This is a genomic window from Nocardia sp. JW2 (genome assembly GCF_051843015.1).
GTDB classification, from domain to species: Bacteria; Actinomycetota; Actinomycetes; order Mycobacteriales; family Mycobacteriaceae; genus Nocardia; species Nocardia coubleae.
The window spans coordinates 115,667-130,710 of record NZ_JBPXLK010000016.1; the positions used below are offsets into that span (position 1 = coordinate 115,667).

The following is a 15,044-nucleotide window of genomic DNA, read 5'->3' on the forward strand; positions in this document are numbered from 1 at the left end:
CGGGTCCCTGGGGGCCTTGCGGTGCGGATGGCCGTCTGTCTTCGGCCCCGGCCCCACGGCCCCCCTGCGGTCCCGACGGGCGCGCATCCTCGACACCGGGCCCCTGCGTTCCCTGCTGCCCTGCCTGCCTCGGCCCCGCAGGACCCCGCGGCGTGCTGGGCGGCGGCGTCACAGCCCGTCCACCGACAACCCGATCCGTCCCCCGCTGCACCGGAAAAGTGGTGGTAGGCGCATCCGCGGGATTGACCACGCGCATAGCAACGGTCTGATCCTCCGACCCGGATTCGCCCGTGCCGGAAGAACTCTCGCTCTTCTTCGACAACCCGCCGGCCCCAGCTCCAGCCGCGGCGGCCGCGGCCCCAGCCGCACCGCCGAGAGCTTTGCCGCCGCTCCCACCCGTCTGGTCCTGCACCCGGGCATCCCCGCGCTGCTGCCCGGAACTCGTGGAGAACTTCTCTGTCGCATCGGAGCTCTGGGAATCACCCTCACGCACAGCGGGTTCAGAGCCAACAGTTCGAGGCTGCCCCGCATCGTTCCCGCTGCCGGTACGAGCCTGTCCGGTGTTCGCGCCGCTCGCACCAGCTTGCGGGTCGTTCGCACTGTCGACGCCACCCTGGTCCTCGGAACGCGAAGCCGCCCTGGCAGTCCCGAACCGCGCGGTCGCCGCGTCGGCGCCACCGTGTTCACCGCGCGAATCATCCGGTGCGCCACGGAACTCGGCGTCTCGGACGCCCGTGCCGTTCTCGCCGCGCGACTCTCCTCGCGCGCCACGGTCGTCGGCTGCTCCAGTCCGCTCGATGTCGCGTGCAGCCTGCTCACTGCGCGAATCACCTTGTGCGTCTGGAGTATTCGCGATCATGGCCCGTTCGTCCGCATTTGGGCGCTGCTCGCCACGCTGCTCATCAACCCCCGAGCGATCGACGTGCTGCGCATCATCTCGGGTTCCCGCCGAAGCATCGCGGGATGCTGCGGAAGCGTCTCGGCTGGTGGTCGCACCGGAGGATTCGATTGAATCGCTTGTGCCCGGGCGAGATCCACGCGCATCTGCTGCGGCCGTGCCCTGTCGTCCGGCGGCCGGACGATCGCCCGGCTCCATCCCGACGGTCGGCACATCCGCCGCACTCTGCTCGCCTTGATCGGCGGACGCAGCCCCCGCCGCCGCGCGTCCGGGGATCCGCATTGCGGTAGTCGGCGCATCGGCGCCACCCAGGCCTGGCGAATCAGGCTGTGCCCGCGAATCACCTTCGCCGCCAGTTGATTCCCCGGGAAGCCCCTTCGACAACCCGGCCAACGGCGAACTGCCCGCGGCCGAGCCCTGGTTTCCGCCCGGCTCGCGTCCTTGCCCGGCAGCCGGGCCCTGCCCACTGCCACGGCCGGCGGCCGCACCCGGCGCATTCGACGGCCGGTCACCACGCTGCTGCGATCCGGCTCCACGCTCTGCACCGCCGGTGAACTCACTGCCCACACCACTACCGCCGCGAGTATCACCTTCGCCGCCACCGGGGTGGCCGCCCTGTCCAGGCTGATTCGCTGGTGCCCCAGCCGCAGAACTCTGCTGACTCTCGACAACGCCTCCGGGACGACCTCGACCGCCTGCCTGTTCACCCGAAGGACGCTGTGCGGCAGGCCCATTCGTTGCCCGCGCGACCGGCGCCGCACGTCCTGGCCCCTGCTGCGGTCCGGGCCGACCTCCTTGGGGCGCGCCAGAAGCATTGGGCCCGTTCGGCCCTGGTGCGTTCCCCGGTCGCCGGCCCGCAGCCCTGGGGTCACCGGACCCCGGTGTACCCGAGCGATCGTTCGAGGGTCCACTCGCTGGTCGCCCGCCCGATCCAGCTCCGGGCCCGTTCACGGGACGCCCAGCCGCCCCGGACGCGTTTCCCGGACCGTTCGCCCCGGACGCGTTTCCCGGACCGTTCGCCCCTGGAGCGCTTCCCGGACCGTTCGCTCCTGGAGCGCTACCCGGACCGTTCGCCCCCGGCGCATCGACCGGCCGCCCGGCAGCGCCGGGGTTGTTCGGACCACGGCCCGCCGCGCTGCCCGCTCCCGGCGGCATCGGATTCCCACCCTGGGAAGGACGATTTCCCGGACCGGCGGCACGCTGAGAACCGGGCCCCTGAGGACCACCTACCCGCGGCCCGGCCGGACCCTGCGGCGCACCAGGACCCAGCGGCGCACCAGGCCCACCAGCAGGTCGGAACCCGGGTCCGTAAGAACGTCCCGCACCCTGATCGCCCGGCAGCTCACTACGCCGGATGACAACAGTCTCCGAGGTCCCGGCGGTCGCGCGCTCCGGCTCGGTCACCGCGTGCGGCACCGATTTCGGCGCTTCGGAACCCGGGCGGGTCGACTCGTCGGGCGACGGGTCGGCGTCATGGTGTGTCCCGGCCGCACCGGGACCACGGTCCTCGGCTGCTGGGTTGTTCTCGTCGGTCGGGTCGGACACCTAGTACCCCTCGCTCAGGCTCGAACGTTGAACTCCCGCCCAGCCTAATGCGCGGCGCGCGGGGGAGTTCGTCGATCACCCGTGGCGGGGTGGGTGGGCGTGGCGGTGCACAATGAACCCATGACCTCCTTCGGTGACCTGCTCGGACCGCAGCCGGTCCTCCTCCCTGAACTGATCGACGCCGAAGACGCCATCGCGGCGGGCACCGACCCCGTGAAGGTCGCCGCCGATCATCCGGCCGCGTCGATCGCGTGGGCCCAGCTCGCCGAGGCGGCGCTCGCGCGCAGCAACGGCGAGGTCGATCACGACACCGTCGCCGCCTACGCCTTCGCCCGCACCGGCTACCACCGCGGCCTCGACCTGCTGCGCCGCAACGGCTGGAAGGGTTTCGGCCCGGTGCCGTGGTCGCACGAACCCAACCAGGGGTTCCTGCGCAGCGTCGGTGCGCTGGCCAAGGCCGCGCAGGTGATCGGTGAGACCGAGGAATACGCCCGCTGCCTCGACCTGCTCGAGGACTGCGACCCCAACGCCGCCACCGAACTCGGTCTCGACTAGCCGGTCACCGGTTCGCAGGTGAGCGAGCACAGGCCGTTCGTCGAGGTCGCTACGCCCGTCGTAGCGGCCGCGAAGGTGAGTACCGTCGGCCGGTTCCGGCAATCGGTCGAGCGGTTGCGGCTGTCGGCGATCCCGATCATCCAGTGCGCGCTGGGGGCCGCGCTGGCCTGGTTCATCGCCCACGACATGATCGGCCATATCGAGCCGTTCTTCGCCCCGACAGCGGCCGTGGTGTCGATCGGCATTTCGTTCGGCGCACGGATCCGCCGCTCGGTGGAGCTGGTCGTCGGTGTCGCGGTCGGCATCGGTATCGGTGACCTGTTCATCGCCCAGGTGGGCACCGGTGTGTGGCAGGTGGCGCTGGTCGTCGGCGGTGCGATGGCGGTGTCGGTGTTCCTCGACTCCGGGGCCATCATGACCATTCAGGCGGCGGGTTCGGCCGTGCTCGTCTCCACGTTGAACCAGGCTCCGGGCGCGGGTCCGTCCCGCATGATCGACGCGCTCGTCGGTGGCCTCGTCGGTGTGTTGATGGTGGCCGCCATCCCGCTGCATCCGGTTCGTCGCGCGCGTGAGCACGCCGCACAGGTGCTGGACGTGATGAGCAAATCCATGACCGAGTGCGCCGACGGTCTGCTCGAGCAGAGTGCGGACAAGGTGCACGACGCGCTCACCGCCGTGCGCGCCACCCAGAGCCAGATCGACGGACTCCGCTCCGCGCTCGAGGGTGGCCGCGAGGTGAGCCGCATCTCCCCGCTGTACTGGAATTCGCGAAAACGCCTCGCCCGCATCCGGGCCACCGCCGACCCGCTCGACAACGCCGTGCGCAATACCCGTGTGCTGCTGCGCCGTTCGCTCACCCTCGTCCGCGACGACGAGGTGCTCGATCCGCGCCTGATCGACCTGCTCCGCCAGCTCGGCGGCGCCACCGACGTGGTGCGCAAGATGATGCTCGCCGACCCGGGCGAGCAACCCGACCAGGCCGAGGCGGCCCGCTGCCTGCGCAGCGTCGCCAAGAACGCGCGCCCGGAACTCGTTGTGGGCGCCGGCCTTTCAGCGCATGTGGTGTTCGCCCAGATTCGTTCGATCGTGGTCGACCTGATGGTGGTGTGCGGAATGCAACGCATCTCCGCGATCGCGCTGCTCCCGCCGACCGTGCCGAATCCGTATGTCCCGCCGGAGGACTGACCCAGGCTGTCAGTACCAGAAGCGCGTCAGCCGGCTGCCGTTGCCCGCCCAATACTGCGGGATGCCGGAAATATCGAACAGTAAGTACACGGCCTCGAAGAACACCCGGCTGAGCGGGGTGAAAAAGATGACGGCGAAAAGAATCAGCATGCCGTACGGCTTGAACTGGTCGAGCGAGCGCCGCGTCTGGTAGCTCAGCGACGGCTCGATGATCCCGTACCCGTCGAGTCCCGGCACCGGAAGAATGTTCAGCAGAAACGCTGTGAGCTGCAGGAACGCCAGGAAACTCAGTCCGAACCAGAACGCGGCGTGTTCGGTGGCCGAGCCCATCGCACGGATCACGATCAGCAGCACGATCGCGCACAGCAGATTCGAGAACGGACCGACCGCGCTCACCAAACGCTGTATGCCCGAACGGAATCGGGTGGTGTCCAGGTACACCGCACCACCCGGCAGACCGATTCCGCCGAGCGCGATGAACAGCAGCGGTAAGACGATCGACAACACCGGATGGCTGTATTTCAGCGGATTCAGCGTGAGATAACCACGCGCCTCCACATCGTGATCACCTGCCCGCCACGCCACATAGGCGTGCGCGAATTCGTGCAGGCACAAACTCACGATCCAGCCGAAGACCACCAGGACGAACACGCCGACCTTGGCGCGCACCGAGGTCACGTCGGCGTCCCACGCCAGCGCGCCACCGAGCACGGTGACGGCCACGATCAGCAGGAAGACCGGACTCGGCCGCACCGCGCCACGGGTGCTGGGAAAGGAGTAACTCATCGCACCAATAGCCAGGGTTGTTCGAAGCGGTAGAAGGTCGAGCGGGGGACGGTGCGTTCGGCGGTGATCCCGTCGCGGGTCACGACCGCACCCGGCGTGCCCAGCTGGGCGGCGCGCCCGCCGACCCAGCCACGTTTGCGCAGCCCCTTGCGCACCCGCGCCCGCACACCCGGCATCGCCATCGTCGGGGAGATCAGCATGGTCGTCACCGTGCCGGTGAACAGCAAAGTGTCGTCGACATAGGCCTCGCCCTCGAGCTTGGCGCCCTCGACACCGGTGATGCTCGCCCGGCCCACCAGCACCGTGCCCGTGTCGTCGCGGATCAGCGGCGTCTCGACGGCCCGGCCTTCCAGCGCGGTCTTGGCGGCCGCGTTGCCGGTGCCGGTCTGATAGACCCGCGAGGCATAAGTGGTCTCGACCGGCACGTAGCCGATCTCCACGTGCAGCCGTTCGGTGCGCATCAGATGGGTGAGCACGGACGCCAGGCCCGCGTCGTCGCCGAGCACGATCAGGCGGGGCAGGCTGTCGGCGGCCAGCACCGGCAGCAACTCGTCGATCACCCCGACATCGGGTAACCGCTCGGTCTGCGTGGTGGGGAGTGAGGCGAGAGCGATCGGGACCGGCAGGTCACCACATCGGAGAACGTGGGTACTCAAACTGCGGTACACCCTCCTCGGTCGGGTCGACGGTGTGTCGCCCATGAGCGCGGCAATCCCCCTGCCGGCAAGTAACCGTAACCGATGATGGCACGTCCGCCGGGCGCGGGTCGGGGCGCTGGACAGGGCACGCGAGTGCCGTCGGCTAGACTGTGTCTCCGGCCACCGCCTCAGTACGGCAGGTAGCTGCAGTACAAGCGTGCTGCTGTCGATCTGTAGGAGACTCCGAAATGCCGGCTATCGTCCTCATCGGCGCCCAGTGGGGCGACGAGGGTAAGGGCAAAGCTACCGATCTGCTCGGTGAGCGGTTGCAGTGGGTAGTCCGTTATCAGGGCGGCAACAACGCCGGTCATACGGTGGTGCTCCCCAACGGTGACAAGTTCGCGCTGCACCTGATCCCGTCCGGCATTCTCACCCCCGGTGTGAAGAACGTCATCGGCAACGGCGTCGTCGTCGATCCCGGTGTGCTGCTCGAGGAACTCGCCGGGCTCGAGGAGCGCGGTGTCGACACCTCCGGCCTGCTGCTCTCGGCCGACGCGCACCTGATCATGCCGTACCACGTGGCCATCGATAAGGTCACCGAACGCTTCCTCGGCAACCGCAAGATCGGCACCACCGGTCGCGGCATCGGCCCCTGCTACCAGGACAAGGTCGCCCGCGTCGGTGTGCGCGTCGCGGATGTGCTGGACGAGAAGATCCTCACCCAGAAGGTCGAGGCCGCACTGGAATTCAAGAACCAGGTGCTGGTGAAGATCTACAACCGCCGCGCGCTGGACCCGCAGCAGGTGGTGGACGAGGTGCTCGCGCAGGCCGAGTCGTTCAAGCACCGCATCTCCGACACCCGCCTCGAGCTGAACCTGGCGCTCGAGCGGGGCGAGACCGTGCTGCTGGAAGGCTCGCAGGGCACCCTGCTCGACGTCGACCACGGCACCTACCCGTTCGTCACCTCCTCGAACCCGACCGCGGGCGGTGCCGCGGTGGGTTCGGGCATCGGCCCGAACAAGATCGACACGGTGCTCGGCATCCTCAAGTGCTACACCACCCGGGTCGGCTCGGGCCCCTTCCCGACCGAACTGTTCGACAACTTCGGTGAGTTCCTCGCCAAGAACGGCGGCGAGGTCGGTGTCACCACCGGTCGCGCCCGCCGCTGCGGTTGGTTCGACGCCGTGATCAGCCGATACGCCACCCGAGTCAACGGCGTCACCGACTACTTCCTCACCAAGCTGGACGTGCTGTCCGGGCTGGACACGGTGCCGATCTGCGTGGCGTACGAGATCGACGGCGAGCGGGTCGAGCAGATGCCGACCACGCAGACCGAGTTCCACCACGCCAAGCCGATCTACGAGGAGATGCCGGGTTGGTGGGAGGACATCTCCGCCGCCCGCACGTTCGAGGATCTGCCGACCAATGCGCAGGCGTATGTGCTTCGGCTGGAAGAGCTCTCGGGTGCGCGGATTTCGTGCATCGGTGTGGGTCCGGGTCGTGACCAGACGATCGTTCGGCACGACGTGCTGGCGTAGTTCTGTCGGCGAGCCCGGCGTCGCAGCAGCGGCGCCGGGCTTTGTCGTATCCACCCCCCCGACACGCTCGGACTATGCGGACACGCTATCGATTTGAGCATCCATCTGGCTAACGCTATGGTCGCTGCGGCGCGCGGGGACGTGCCGGTTTCTTCTAGCGTGTGAGTGGGTGTTCGACGTGGTCCGTCGGTGTGCTGATGTGTGGGGATCGACGGGGCGGATGAGCGCTCGGGCGGTCGCGGGAGTGTTGCCGATGGCGGTCGCGGTGGCCTGTGCGGGTGTCGCCCTTGCCGTGCCGCAGCCGGGTGTGACCGATGAGGTGCCGGAGCAGCCGGGAGTGAACATGCCGGGCGAGGAGGGGCGTTCCAGTCTCGGGGATTTCGAGGGACCTGATTCGCTGGCCTATCTGGCGCCCGAACCGCAGGAAACGCGGCCGGTGCCCGAATACACCACGCCTGCGCCGCCCGTCGTGATCGAGGAACTGCACCTCCCTGAACCGGTCGAGCCCGTCGCCCCGATCGCGCCGCCGCCGCGCACTCTGCGCGTGGGTGACTTCACCGCCCCCGCTCCGGAGGAACTTCCGGCCGAAATCCTCGACGGTGTGAACACCGCCGCCGCCGATGTCGAAGCGGCCATCGCCACCCAGGGCCGCTCCATCGGCATCAACCCCAGCCGCTCCGACAAGATCGCCGCCGCGACTGTCGGCGGTGCCCTCGCGGGGGCCGCCCTCGCCGGTGTCCCGGCGGCCGCCGTCGGCGCGGTCGGTGGCGGACTCGCGGGTGCCGCTGTCGGTGCGGGCGCCGGCTTCGTGGTCGGCGCTGTCACCACCGGCACCGCGGGCGCGATCATCGCCGCCGCGTCGGCGGTCCCCACCGGAGGTATCGGCGCCGTGGTCGCGCTCGGCACGGCTGCCGCCGCCACCGCCGCGTCCACCGGTGCGGGCGCAGCGATCGGGGCGGGCGTCGGCGCGGCCGCGGGCGCCGCAGTTCTCGGCATTCCGGCAGCGGCCGCCGGTGCGGTCGCAGGCGGTATCGCAGGCAGCAGCTACGGTGCCACCATCTGACACACCATCGGCCCACGCCGGCCGTTGGGCACGGAAGGCCGAAGCGCCGTCGGCGTCATCTGCAGCGGCGCCAGCCTCTGACCCCCCGTGCCGCCCTTCGTGATCTTCTACAGCGGACACCGCCCTCGCGTACCGGCTCAGCGCCCCCGTCGCGACCTGGACAGTCGATCACTACGCTCTGGTGGCGGCATCGCCCGAGAGCCGAACGCCACCAGACCGTGGTGATCAACCGTCCGAGTTCGGGACGGCGGCGCCTGCTGTGGGTCGGCGGAGAACTGCGGCCAGGTGCCCGTTCTCCGGCGCACCTGTGGTGCTCGCCGCGGGCGGGAGTAGCGTCGGGAATGGTCCGGATGGAGGTGGTTGATGGTGCGCACAATGATGGTGGCGGGGGTACTCGCGGTGGGCGTGCTCAGCGGGTGTTCGACGCCCGAGGCGCCCGCACCGCCGCCGAGCGCGTCACCGGTGCTGTCCACCACCGCCCTGCCACCCGCCGAGACCCTCGCCCCGTCCCAACAGCGCAACGAGCGCATCCGGGGAATGCTGTACACAGCCGGGTGCGTCAGCAACGCCTGCGTACAGACCTACTTCGCCTGCATGGACGGCTACCTCGCCGGCGATCCGTGCCAGTTCTTCCGCGACCATCCGCCGCCGCCCTGACGCGCGGGGTGAGCGTCGACAAGGCGGCGATCGTGGTGTCGGCTACCGGCAAAGAGACCGATTGATCACTGTGCGCGCGTGAGGAATTCGCCGATGGCGGGGGCGAGGATGGAGATCTTCGGGTTGTGGCTCACGCCGGGGAGTTCGGCGAACTCGGCGTTCGGCACCACCTCGGCGGCTGCCTTCGCACCCTTGGTGAGCAGGGGTGCGGTGCGTTCGCCCGCGAGGACGAGGACCGGAACGGAGATGCCGCTCCATTCGGCCGCGTCGAGCTTCTGCCCGCGCATGTAGGGCTTCATCACGGCCCAGTCGTGTGCCGTCGAATCCGACGTGGCCGCAAGCTGTTTCCAGAACGGCGTCACTCGCATCACGGCGACCATCAGCGCGGGCATCCCCATCGCCTTGGTCATGTAGTAGCGAACCGTCTTGTCGCGCTTACCTTCCGCGATCAGCGGATGCAGCTTCGTTTCCAGGTCCTTCGGCGGCACATGATGTTTCGCATCGACCACGAAGGGAGGTTCGAACGCGACCACCTCGGTGACACCGGGGATCTCACGCGCCGCGAGCAGGGCGAGCGCCGCGCCCGACGACCACCCGAACAGCGCCGCCTTCCCGCCCGCCGCCTCGACGAGCGCGGCGATGTCGGCGATCTCGTTGGCCACGTCGTACACACCCGGGGAGTCGGTACTGTCACCGCGCCCGCGCCGGTCGTAGTTGAGCACCGTCAGGTCGTAGTCGTCGGCGAGCGTCTGCGCGAGCTCGGTCATGGTCTTGAACTTGCGGAAGCTGAAGGCCCCGCCGATCAGGATGACCGTCCCCGCGGTCCCGTCGCCGACCCGGTCGTAAGCGATCGTTGTGCCGTCGGCCGACGTGACTGTCTGCATGATGTTCCTCTCGATAGCTGACCACCGCAGTGCGACGGTACGCGACCCTGCGCGCCCGTCCTCCGGCTCCTCGGAACAGACGGTCCGGGCCCACCCGATTCATCGCTCAGAACAGCATGGGTTCACCGAAGCCCGGTGTGCGCTCGATCTCGAGCAGGCGCGCCTTGGTGCCGATGCCGCCGGGTGCGGAGAATCCGTGCAGCGCGTGGTCGGCGGCGAGTACTCGATGGCAGGGGATGATGAGGGGGATCGGGTTGCGGCCGAGGGCTTGTCCGACGGCTTGGGCGGAGCCGGGTGCACCGATCCGGATGGCGATGTCGCCGTAGCTGAGGGTGCGGCCGGGGTCGATCTCGCGGGTCACCGCGTAGACGGCGCGGTGGAATTCGGGCACGCCGGGCAGGTCCACCTCGATCCAGCGCAGCGCGTCGACCGTACCCGCGAGGTGGGCCCGGATGCCGGCGATCGCCGCGACGATCGCGGGGCCGGGCTCGCCTTCGGTCACCGGTTGCCCGCCGAAAGGCCGGGTGATGTGGGCCAGCGTCTGCTCCTCGCTGGCCTCGGGCAGCGCGAACCGGACGACGGTGTCGTCGCGCCAGGCGATGGCGCACAGCCCGATGGCGGTGTCGAAGAGGGCCGCGACCACGGTGCCGGTCTGTGTCGAGTCAGCTCCGGAACTCATGAGCACAGTGTGCGCCGCCCCGGTGACAGGTTTCGGCCCGACCCACCGCTCACGCGGCGAGACGGCCACTGTCGGGCTTCGAAACCAGTCCAGTTTCCGATGACTGGACTGGTTCGTTGTGACCGCGGCTGCGCAGGGCTTCGAGATCGCGGTATTGGCGCTGGTCATCGTAGGTGCCGAAGGCCCGGTCATGGGGTGATTCCTGGAAGGGCCAGAACGGCAGTTCCCCCTCCTTGGGGGCGAAATGGTAGACGGCATAGCCCACGGCGAGGGCAACGGCGAGAGCGAGGAAGGTGGTCATATCTCAAGAATCCGCCCACTGGCCTTGTCAAAAAATAGCCACTCACGGAATACTGGACTTTATGGCGACAAGAGTGATCGGCGCGGCGGGCCTGGCCCGCGACCTCGGCCGGTGGCGTGACCCCGAGACCGACGGCGACGAGCGTCGCCCCCACCGGCCCGCCTACCTGGCGCTGGCCGAGGCCATCCGGCTGCTGATCCACGACGGTCGCGCCCCGCTCGGTGTCGCGCTGCCGAGCGAGCGTGATCTGGCGGCCACCCTCGGCGTCAGCCGCACCACCATCACCTCCACCTACTCGTTGCTGCGCGAGCACGGCTACCTCATCAGCCGTCAGGGTTCGCGCAGCACGGTCGCGTTGCCGCCGAGCATCCAGCACGACGGTGCCCGCCCGGCACGCGGCATCATGGCGCTGATGGCGCAGCCGGAGCTGCCGACCATCGACATGACCTACGCCGCCATGTCCGCACCGCCGGAACTGCACGACGCGTATTCGGTGGCACTGCAAGGCATTCCGGCCTACCTCGGCACCCACGGCATGGACCCGGTCGGTGTGCTCGCGCTGCGCGAGGCGCTGGCCCGCCGCTACACCGCGCGCGGCCTGCCCACCGAACCCGACCAGATCCTGGTGACTCTCGGTGCGCAACACGGGCTTCGGCTGTTGCTCAATGTGCTCACCTCACCGGCCGCCCGCGTCCTGATCGACCATCCGTCCTATCCGAACGCGATCGAGGCGATCCGCGATGTCGGTGCGCGCCCCATCCCGGTGCCGCTGCGACCCGAATTTCCCAGTGCCGGTTGGGATCTGGAAGGGCTGCGCAGTACCGCCCGGCAGACGGCGGCCACCCTGGCCTACCTCGTGCCGGACTTCAACAACCCCACCGGCCTGCTGCTCGACGCCGACGGTCGCGCCGAACTGGCCGCCATCGCCCGCGACACCAGAATGACCATCGTCGTCGACGAGTCGATGCGCGACCTCAACCTCTCCGACGACGACATGCCGCCGCCCGTCGCGGCTTTCGCGAAGGGCTCGGAGATCATCACCATCGGTTCGGCGTCCAAGTCGTTCTGGGGTGGCCTGCGCGTGGGTTGGGTGCGCACCAATCAGGCGCTCATCACCAAGCTGCTCGGCATCCGCGCCACCGTCGACCTCGGCACCCCGGTCATGGACCAGCTGGCCACCGTCCACCTGCTGGAGAACGCCGAACCCATCCTCGACCGGCGCCGCGCCCAGCTGCGCGCCCAGCGTGCCACCCTGCTCGCGGCCGTGGCCGAGGAGCTGCCCGACTGGCACATAGCGCCCGGCGCGGGTGGCATGTCGGTATGGGCGCAGCTGCCGAGTCCGGTGTCGACCGCACTGGCCGCCACCGCACCCAACCACGGTGTATTGCTCGCCGCCGGACCACGTTTCGGCGTGCAGGGCGCGTTCGAACGGTTCATCCGACTGCCGTTCACACACCCCGAAGCCGACCTGCGGCTGGCCGTGAAGTCGATCGCCGCCGCCTACACCGCGCTCACGCCGCGCGCCGCCGACCCACTCCAGCCGCTCACCTGCTACTGAGCCCAGACGTCCTCGATCGGCGTCGCCGCGCTCGGCGGGGGTGTCGGGGTGCCGCCCTGGGTGCGCGAGAACCGCGGCGCGGGCGCGTGCTGCACCACGTCCTCGATCTCGATCAGCCCTTCGCGGGCGCGGATGTGCTCGTTGCGCGTGGCCTCGGTGAAGGTGAGCACCGGGGTGGTGCAGGCGTCGGTGCCCTCGAAGACGGCGGCCCACTCGTCGCGGGTCTTGCTCTTGAACTTCTCGGTGAACAGCTTGCGCAGCTGCTCCTGGCCGTCCGGGTCGAGCTGCTGGGGCAGGCCCTCCGGGTCGATGCCGAGACCGGCGAGCAGCTGCTCGTAGAACTGCGGTTCGATCGCGCCGACCGCCATGTACTTGCCGTCGGCGGTTTCGTAGGTGTCGTAGAACGCCATCCCGGTGTCGAGCAGGTTCTCGCCGCGCTCGTCGGACCACAGGCCGACGCCGCGCATGCCCCACACGAAGTGCGAGAGAGCAAGTGCCCCATCGACCATCGCCGCATCGATCACCTGTCCCTTGCCCGAGGTCGCACGCTCGACGAGCGCGGCGAGCACACCGGTCACCAGGAACATCGAGCCGCCACCGAAGTCGCCGACCATGTTCAGCGGCGGCACCGGCCGCTCACCCTTGCGCCCGATGGCGTTGAGCACGCCGGTGAGCGAGATGTAGTTGATGTCGTGGCCCGCGCGATCGGCCATCGGACCGTACTGGCCCCATCCGGTCATCCGGCCGTAGATCAGGCGCGGGTTGCGCGCGAGCGCGTCGTCGGGGCCCAGGCCCATCCGCTCGGTGACGCCGGGCCGGAAGCCCTCGAGCAGCACGTCGGCCTTCTCGACCAGGTCGAGCACCTTGGCCACATCGGCGGGGTTCTTCAGATCCGCCTCGACGATGGTGCGTCCGCGCCACTGCGGGCGCTCGATGAACCCGGGCAGCTGCCGGGGCCGCTGCACCCGCACCACGTCGGCGCCGAGATCGGCCAGTAGCAGGGCGGCGTGCGGGCCCGGGCCGATCCCGGCCAGCTCGATGACCTTGATGCCCGCGAGGGGGCCCTGACCGGTGGTGCTCACGTGGTGACCTCATTCGTCGTCGAACGGTATTGACAATCCGACAATAGCGCCGGGGTGGCGGCACCGGTAGACCATGCGGGAGAATTCGCCCGGCGCGACTCGGCGCGATATGGGAGGAACCCGGCAGTGAGCGTATGGGGTGAGGTCCTCGTCGGCCTCGTCATTCTGGTCGGCATCATCGGCGTGATCGTGCCCATCCTGCCCGGGGTGATCCTGATTTTCGCGGCTGTCGCGGTGTGGGCGTTCCTCACCGGCGGTGCGGGCGCCTGGACCGTGTTCGCCATCGCCTCGGTGGCACTGATCCTGTCGGGCGTCGTGAAATACACCTGGCCGGGGCGCCGGATGCGCGAGGCGGGTGTGTCGAATCGGGCGTTGCTCGTCGGCGCCGTCTTCGGCATCGTCGGCTTCTTCGTGATCCCCGTGGTCGGGTTGTTCATCGGGTTCGTGCTCGGCGTGTACGTGGCGGAACTGCAGCGGTTGAAGACGCATGAAACCGCCTGGCCCGCAACGATGCACGCGCTCAAGGGTGTCGGCCTGTCGATGCTCGTGGAGCTGTTCGGTGCGCTGGTCGCGTCGGGAGTGTGGCTCGCCGGGGCGCTGTTCGTCTGAGGCTCAGGGTCTTTCGATGATCGGGAGCGGGCGGGTCTTGTCGTCGCCCGCGCCGGGCAGTGCTGATCGGGGGATCGGCAGGGTCGGGTTGTCCTGGGCCGCAACCTGTTCGGTCTCGGGCCTGCGTACCGGGGGCAGGCGGTAGCACTCGCGGGCGTTGTCCTCGAGTACGGCGTGCATGTCGGCGCCGACCACCTGGCAGATCAGGTCGATATCGGCGTCCTCGAACGGTCGGCCCGCCCGGGTGCCGGGCAGATCGGAGCCGAACATCAACGCGCGGGGGTTCACGGTGTGGATGCGGCGCAGCGTTTCGGCCACGTCCATGTCGACCCGGCCGAAGCCGGTGGCCTTCACCCTCGCACCGCGATCGACCAGATCCAGCAGGTAGGGCAGGCCCTCGGCCGACATCCCGAGGTGGTCGATGGACAGGGCGGGCAGTTTGGAGATCACCGGCTGCAACGATGCGAGCATCTGGCCGTCGATGTAGAGCTCCACGTGCCATCCGGCCAGTTCGTGGGCGCGCAGGGCCTGCAAGGTCATCTGGGTGATGTCGGCGGCAGCGCGTTTGAGGTTGAACCGGATCGCCCGTACGCCCGCCCGGTCGAGTTCGAGGATCTCGTCGTCACCGGCATCCAGATCCAACCGGGTGACGCCGACCCACTCCGGACCCAGCTCGCTCAGCGCCGCCTTCAGATACGTCTGATCGGTTCCTTGGAACGATGCGCTGACAACGGCTCCACCGCGAACATCGAAGTGCGCCATCCGCTTTCGATAGTCCGCGATCGTGTAGGGCTCCGGCAGGTAGCCCTCGTTCTCGATCAGCGGAAACCGCGGATCGATGATGTGAACATGCGCGTCGAACACGTGTACAGGATGCCCTACTTTTGGAGCGTCGGCGCTTCGGGGTATTGCGCCCAGACGGTATTGGGCTGTGTTTTTGGAGCGCTGGCGCGCTCGAGCGCGGCCCCTGAGGGGCCGCGCGAACAGCGCTCGAGACTCGCGCCTGCGGCGCATGCGCTTCGAGCGCTGTTCGCGCGGCCGGGCCGCTACGCCGCTTCGCGGCGGA

General features: G+C 69.1%; 15 protein-coding genes. 8 read left to right on the forward strand and 7 right to left on the reverse strand.

Annotated features, from left to right (window positions below):
* Positions 1-679: 679 nt before the first annotated feature.
* From ACSVDM_RS21590 to ACSVDM_RS21600, 3 genes are all read left to right on the forward strand, one after another.
* Entirely contained in the window at positions 680-1,012 is a 333-nt protein-coding gene (locus ACSVDM_RS21590) for a hypothetical protein (protein WP_439267329.1), read from the forward strand.
* A 1,551-nt stretch (positions 1,013-2,563) separates the two neighbouring features.
* On the forward strand, positions 2,564-2,998 hold the full coding sequence (locus ACSVDM_RS21595) for a DUF3151 domain-containing protein (RefSeq protein WP_225278312.1): 435 nt from the start codon (positions 2,564-2,566) through the stop codon (positions 2,996-2,998).
* Positions 2,999-3,073: 75 nt separating this feature from the next.
* Positions 3,074-4,183 (forward strand): FUSC family protein, encoded by a 1,110-nt coding sequence (locus tag ACSVDM_RS21600; protein ID WP_439267348.1) that lies wholly within the window; start codon positions 3,074-3,076, stop codon positions 4,181-4,183.
* 9 nt (positions 4,184-4,192) lie between these two features.
* Here the strand turns inward: ACSVDM_RS21600 and ACSVDM_RS21605 are convergent, their stop codons facing one another.
* Positions 4,193-4,969, reverse strand: coding sequence for a site-2 protease family protein (locus ACSVDM_RS21605; RefSeq protein WP_439267331.1), 777 nt, complete (start codon positions 4,967-4,969; stop codon positions 4,193-4,195).
* Positions 4,966-5,625: a hypothetical protein gene (locus ACSVDM_RS21610; protein ID WP_245655461.1), complete on the reverse strand. Its 660-nt coding sequence runs from the start codon at positions 5,623-5,625 to the stop codon at positions 4,966-4,968. The genes ACSVDM_RS21605 and ACSVDM_RS21610 overlap by 4 nt, the downstream gene beginning before the upstream one ends.
* A 230-nt stretch (positions 5,626-5,855) precedes the next feature.
* Between ACSVDM_RS21610 and ACSVDM_RS21615 the strand changes: the two genes are divergently transcribed.
* The 3 genes from ACSVDM_RS21615 to ACSVDM_RS21625 all read left to right on the forward strand — a co-directional run bounded on the left by ACSVDM_RS21615 (position 5,856) and on the right by ACSVDM_RS21625 (position 8,865).
* Positions 5,856-7,145 carry an adenylosuccinate synthase gene (locus tag ACSVDM_RS21615; protein ID WP_439267333.1) on the forward strand — a complete coding sequence of 430 codons (1,290 nt, stop codon included), beginning with the start codon at positions 5,856-5,858 and terminating at the stop codon, positions 7,143-7,145.
* A 220-nt stretch (positions 7,146-7,365) separates the two neighbouring features.
* Positions 7,366-8,208, forward strand: a complete 843-nt coding sequence (locus ACSVDM_RS21620) for a hypothetical protein (RefSeq protein ID WP_439267335.1) — start codon at positions 7,366-7,368, stop codon at positions 8,206-8,208.
* Between the two features lie 363 nt (positions 8,209-8,571).
* Positions 8,572-8,865 carry a hypothetical protein gene (locus ACSVDM_RS21625; protein ID WP_439267337.1) on the forward strand — a complete coding sequence of 98 codons (294 nt, stop codon included), beginning with the start codon at positions 8,572-8,574 and terminating at the stop codon, positions 8,863-8,865.
* A gap of 65 nt (positions 8,866-8,930) precedes the next feature.
* Here the strand turns inward: ACSVDM_RS21625 and ACSVDM_RS21630 are convergent, their stop codons facing one another.
* The 3 genes from ACSVDM_RS21630 to ACSVDM_RS21640 form a co-directional block, all read right to left on the reverse strand.
* The gene (locus ACSVDM_RS21630) at positions 8,931-9,749 is read right to left on the reverse strand and encodes an alpha/beta fold hydrolase (RefSeq protein WP_439267339.1); all 819 of its coding nucleotides are present in this window, start codon (positions 9,747-9,749) and stop codon (positions 8,931-8,933) included.
* Between the two features lie 106 nt (positions 9,750-9,855).
* Positions 9,856-10,428 carry a methylated-DNA--[protein]-cysteine S-methyltransferase gene (locus ACSVDM_RS21635; protein WP_439267340.1) on the reverse strand — a complete coding sequence of 191 codons (573 nt, stop codon included), beginning with the start codon at positions 10,426-10,428 and terminating at the stop codon, positions 9,856-9,858.
* A gap of 49 nt (positions 10,429-10,477) precedes the next feature.
* The gene (locus ACSVDM_RS21640; protein WP_439267342.1) at positions 10,478-10,729 is read right to left on the reverse strand and encodes a hypothetical protein; all 252 of its coding nucleotides are present in this window, start codon (positions 10,727-10,729) and stop codon (positions 10,478-10,480) included.
* 61 nt (positions 10,730-10,790) lie between these two features.
* Here ACSVDM_RS21640 and ACSVDM_RS21645 point away from each other — a divergent pair, with 61 nt between their 5' ends.
* Complete coding sequence (locus ACSVDM_RS21645) at positions 10,791-12,287, forward strand: PLP-dependent aminotransferase family protein (RefSeq protein ID WP_067642068.1); 1,497 nt, start codon at positions 10,791-10,793, stop codon at positions 12,285-12,287.
* Here the strand turns inward: ACSVDM_RS21645 and ACSVDM_RS21650 are convergent.
* Entirely contained in the window at positions 12,281-13,369 is a 1,089-nt protein-coding gene (locus ACSVDM_RS21650; RefSeq protein WP_439267343.1) for a CaiB/BaiF CoA transferase family protein, read from the reverse strand. The two genes, ACSVDM_RS21645 and ACSVDM_RS21650, sit on opposite strands and share 7 nt — an antisense overlap.
* Positions 13,370-13,495: 126 nt before the next feature.
* Here ACSVDM_RS21650 and ACSVDM_RS21655 point away from each other — a divergent pair, with 126 nt between their 5' ends.
* Entirely contained in the window at positions 13,496-13,978 is a 483-nt protein-coding gene (locus ACSVDM_RS21655) for a DUF456 domain-containing protein (protein WP_067642066.1), read from the forward strand.
* Positions 13,979-13,981: 3 nt separating this feature from the next.
* Here ACSVDM_RS21655 and ACSVDM_RS21660 read toward each other — a convergent pair whose 3' ends face one another.
* Complete coding sequence (locus tag ACSVDM_RS21660) at positions 13,982-14,842, reverse strand: amidohydrolase family protein (RefSeq protein WP_439267345.1); 861 nt, start codon at positions 14,840-14,842, stop codon at positions 13,982-13,984.
* Between the last annotated feature and the right edge of the window lie 202 nt (positions 14,843-15,044).

Excerpts from the sequence above, each read along its gene's own strand:
- ACSVDM_RS21595 (WP_225278312.1), top strand. The coding sequence starts at position 2,564 with ATGACCTCCTTCGGTGACCTGCTCGGACCGCAGCCGGTCCTCCTCCCT.
- ACSVDM_RS21605 (WP_439267331.1), bottom strand. The coding sequence starts at position 4,969 with ATGAGTTACTCCTTTCCCAGCACCCGTGGCGCGGTGCGGCCGAGTCCG.
- ACSVDM_RS21615 (WP_439267333.1), top strand. The coding sequence starts at position 5,856 with ATGCCGGCTATCGTCCTCATCGGCGCCCAGTGGGGCGACGAGGGTAAG.
- ACSVDM_RS21620 (WP_439267335.1), top strand. The coding sequence starts at position 7,366 with ATGAGCGCTCGGGCGGTCGCGGGAGTGTTGCCGATGGCGGTCGCGGTG.
- ACSVDM_RS21625 (WP_439267337.1), top strand. The coding sequence starts at position 8,572 with ATGGTGCGCACAATGATGGTGGCGGGGGTACTCGCGGTGGGCGTGCTC.
- ACSVDM_RS21630 (WP_439267339.1), bottom strand. The coding sequence starts at position 9,749 with ATGCAGACAGTCACGTCGGCCGACGGCACAACGATCGCTTACGACCGG.
- ACSVDM_RS21635 (WP_439267340.1), bottom strand. The coding sequence starts at position 10,428 with ATGAGTTCCGGAGCTGACTCGACACAGACCGGCACCGTGGTCGCGGCC.
- ACSVDM_RS21640 (WP_439267342.1), bottom strand. The coding sequence starts at position 10,729 with ATGACCACCTTCCTCGCTCTCGCCGTTGCCCTCGCCGTGGGCTATGCC.
- ACSVDM_RS21645 (WP_067642068.1), top strand. The coding sequence starts at position 10,791 with ATGGCGACAAGAGTGATCGGCGCGGCGGGCCTGGCCCGCGACCTCGGC.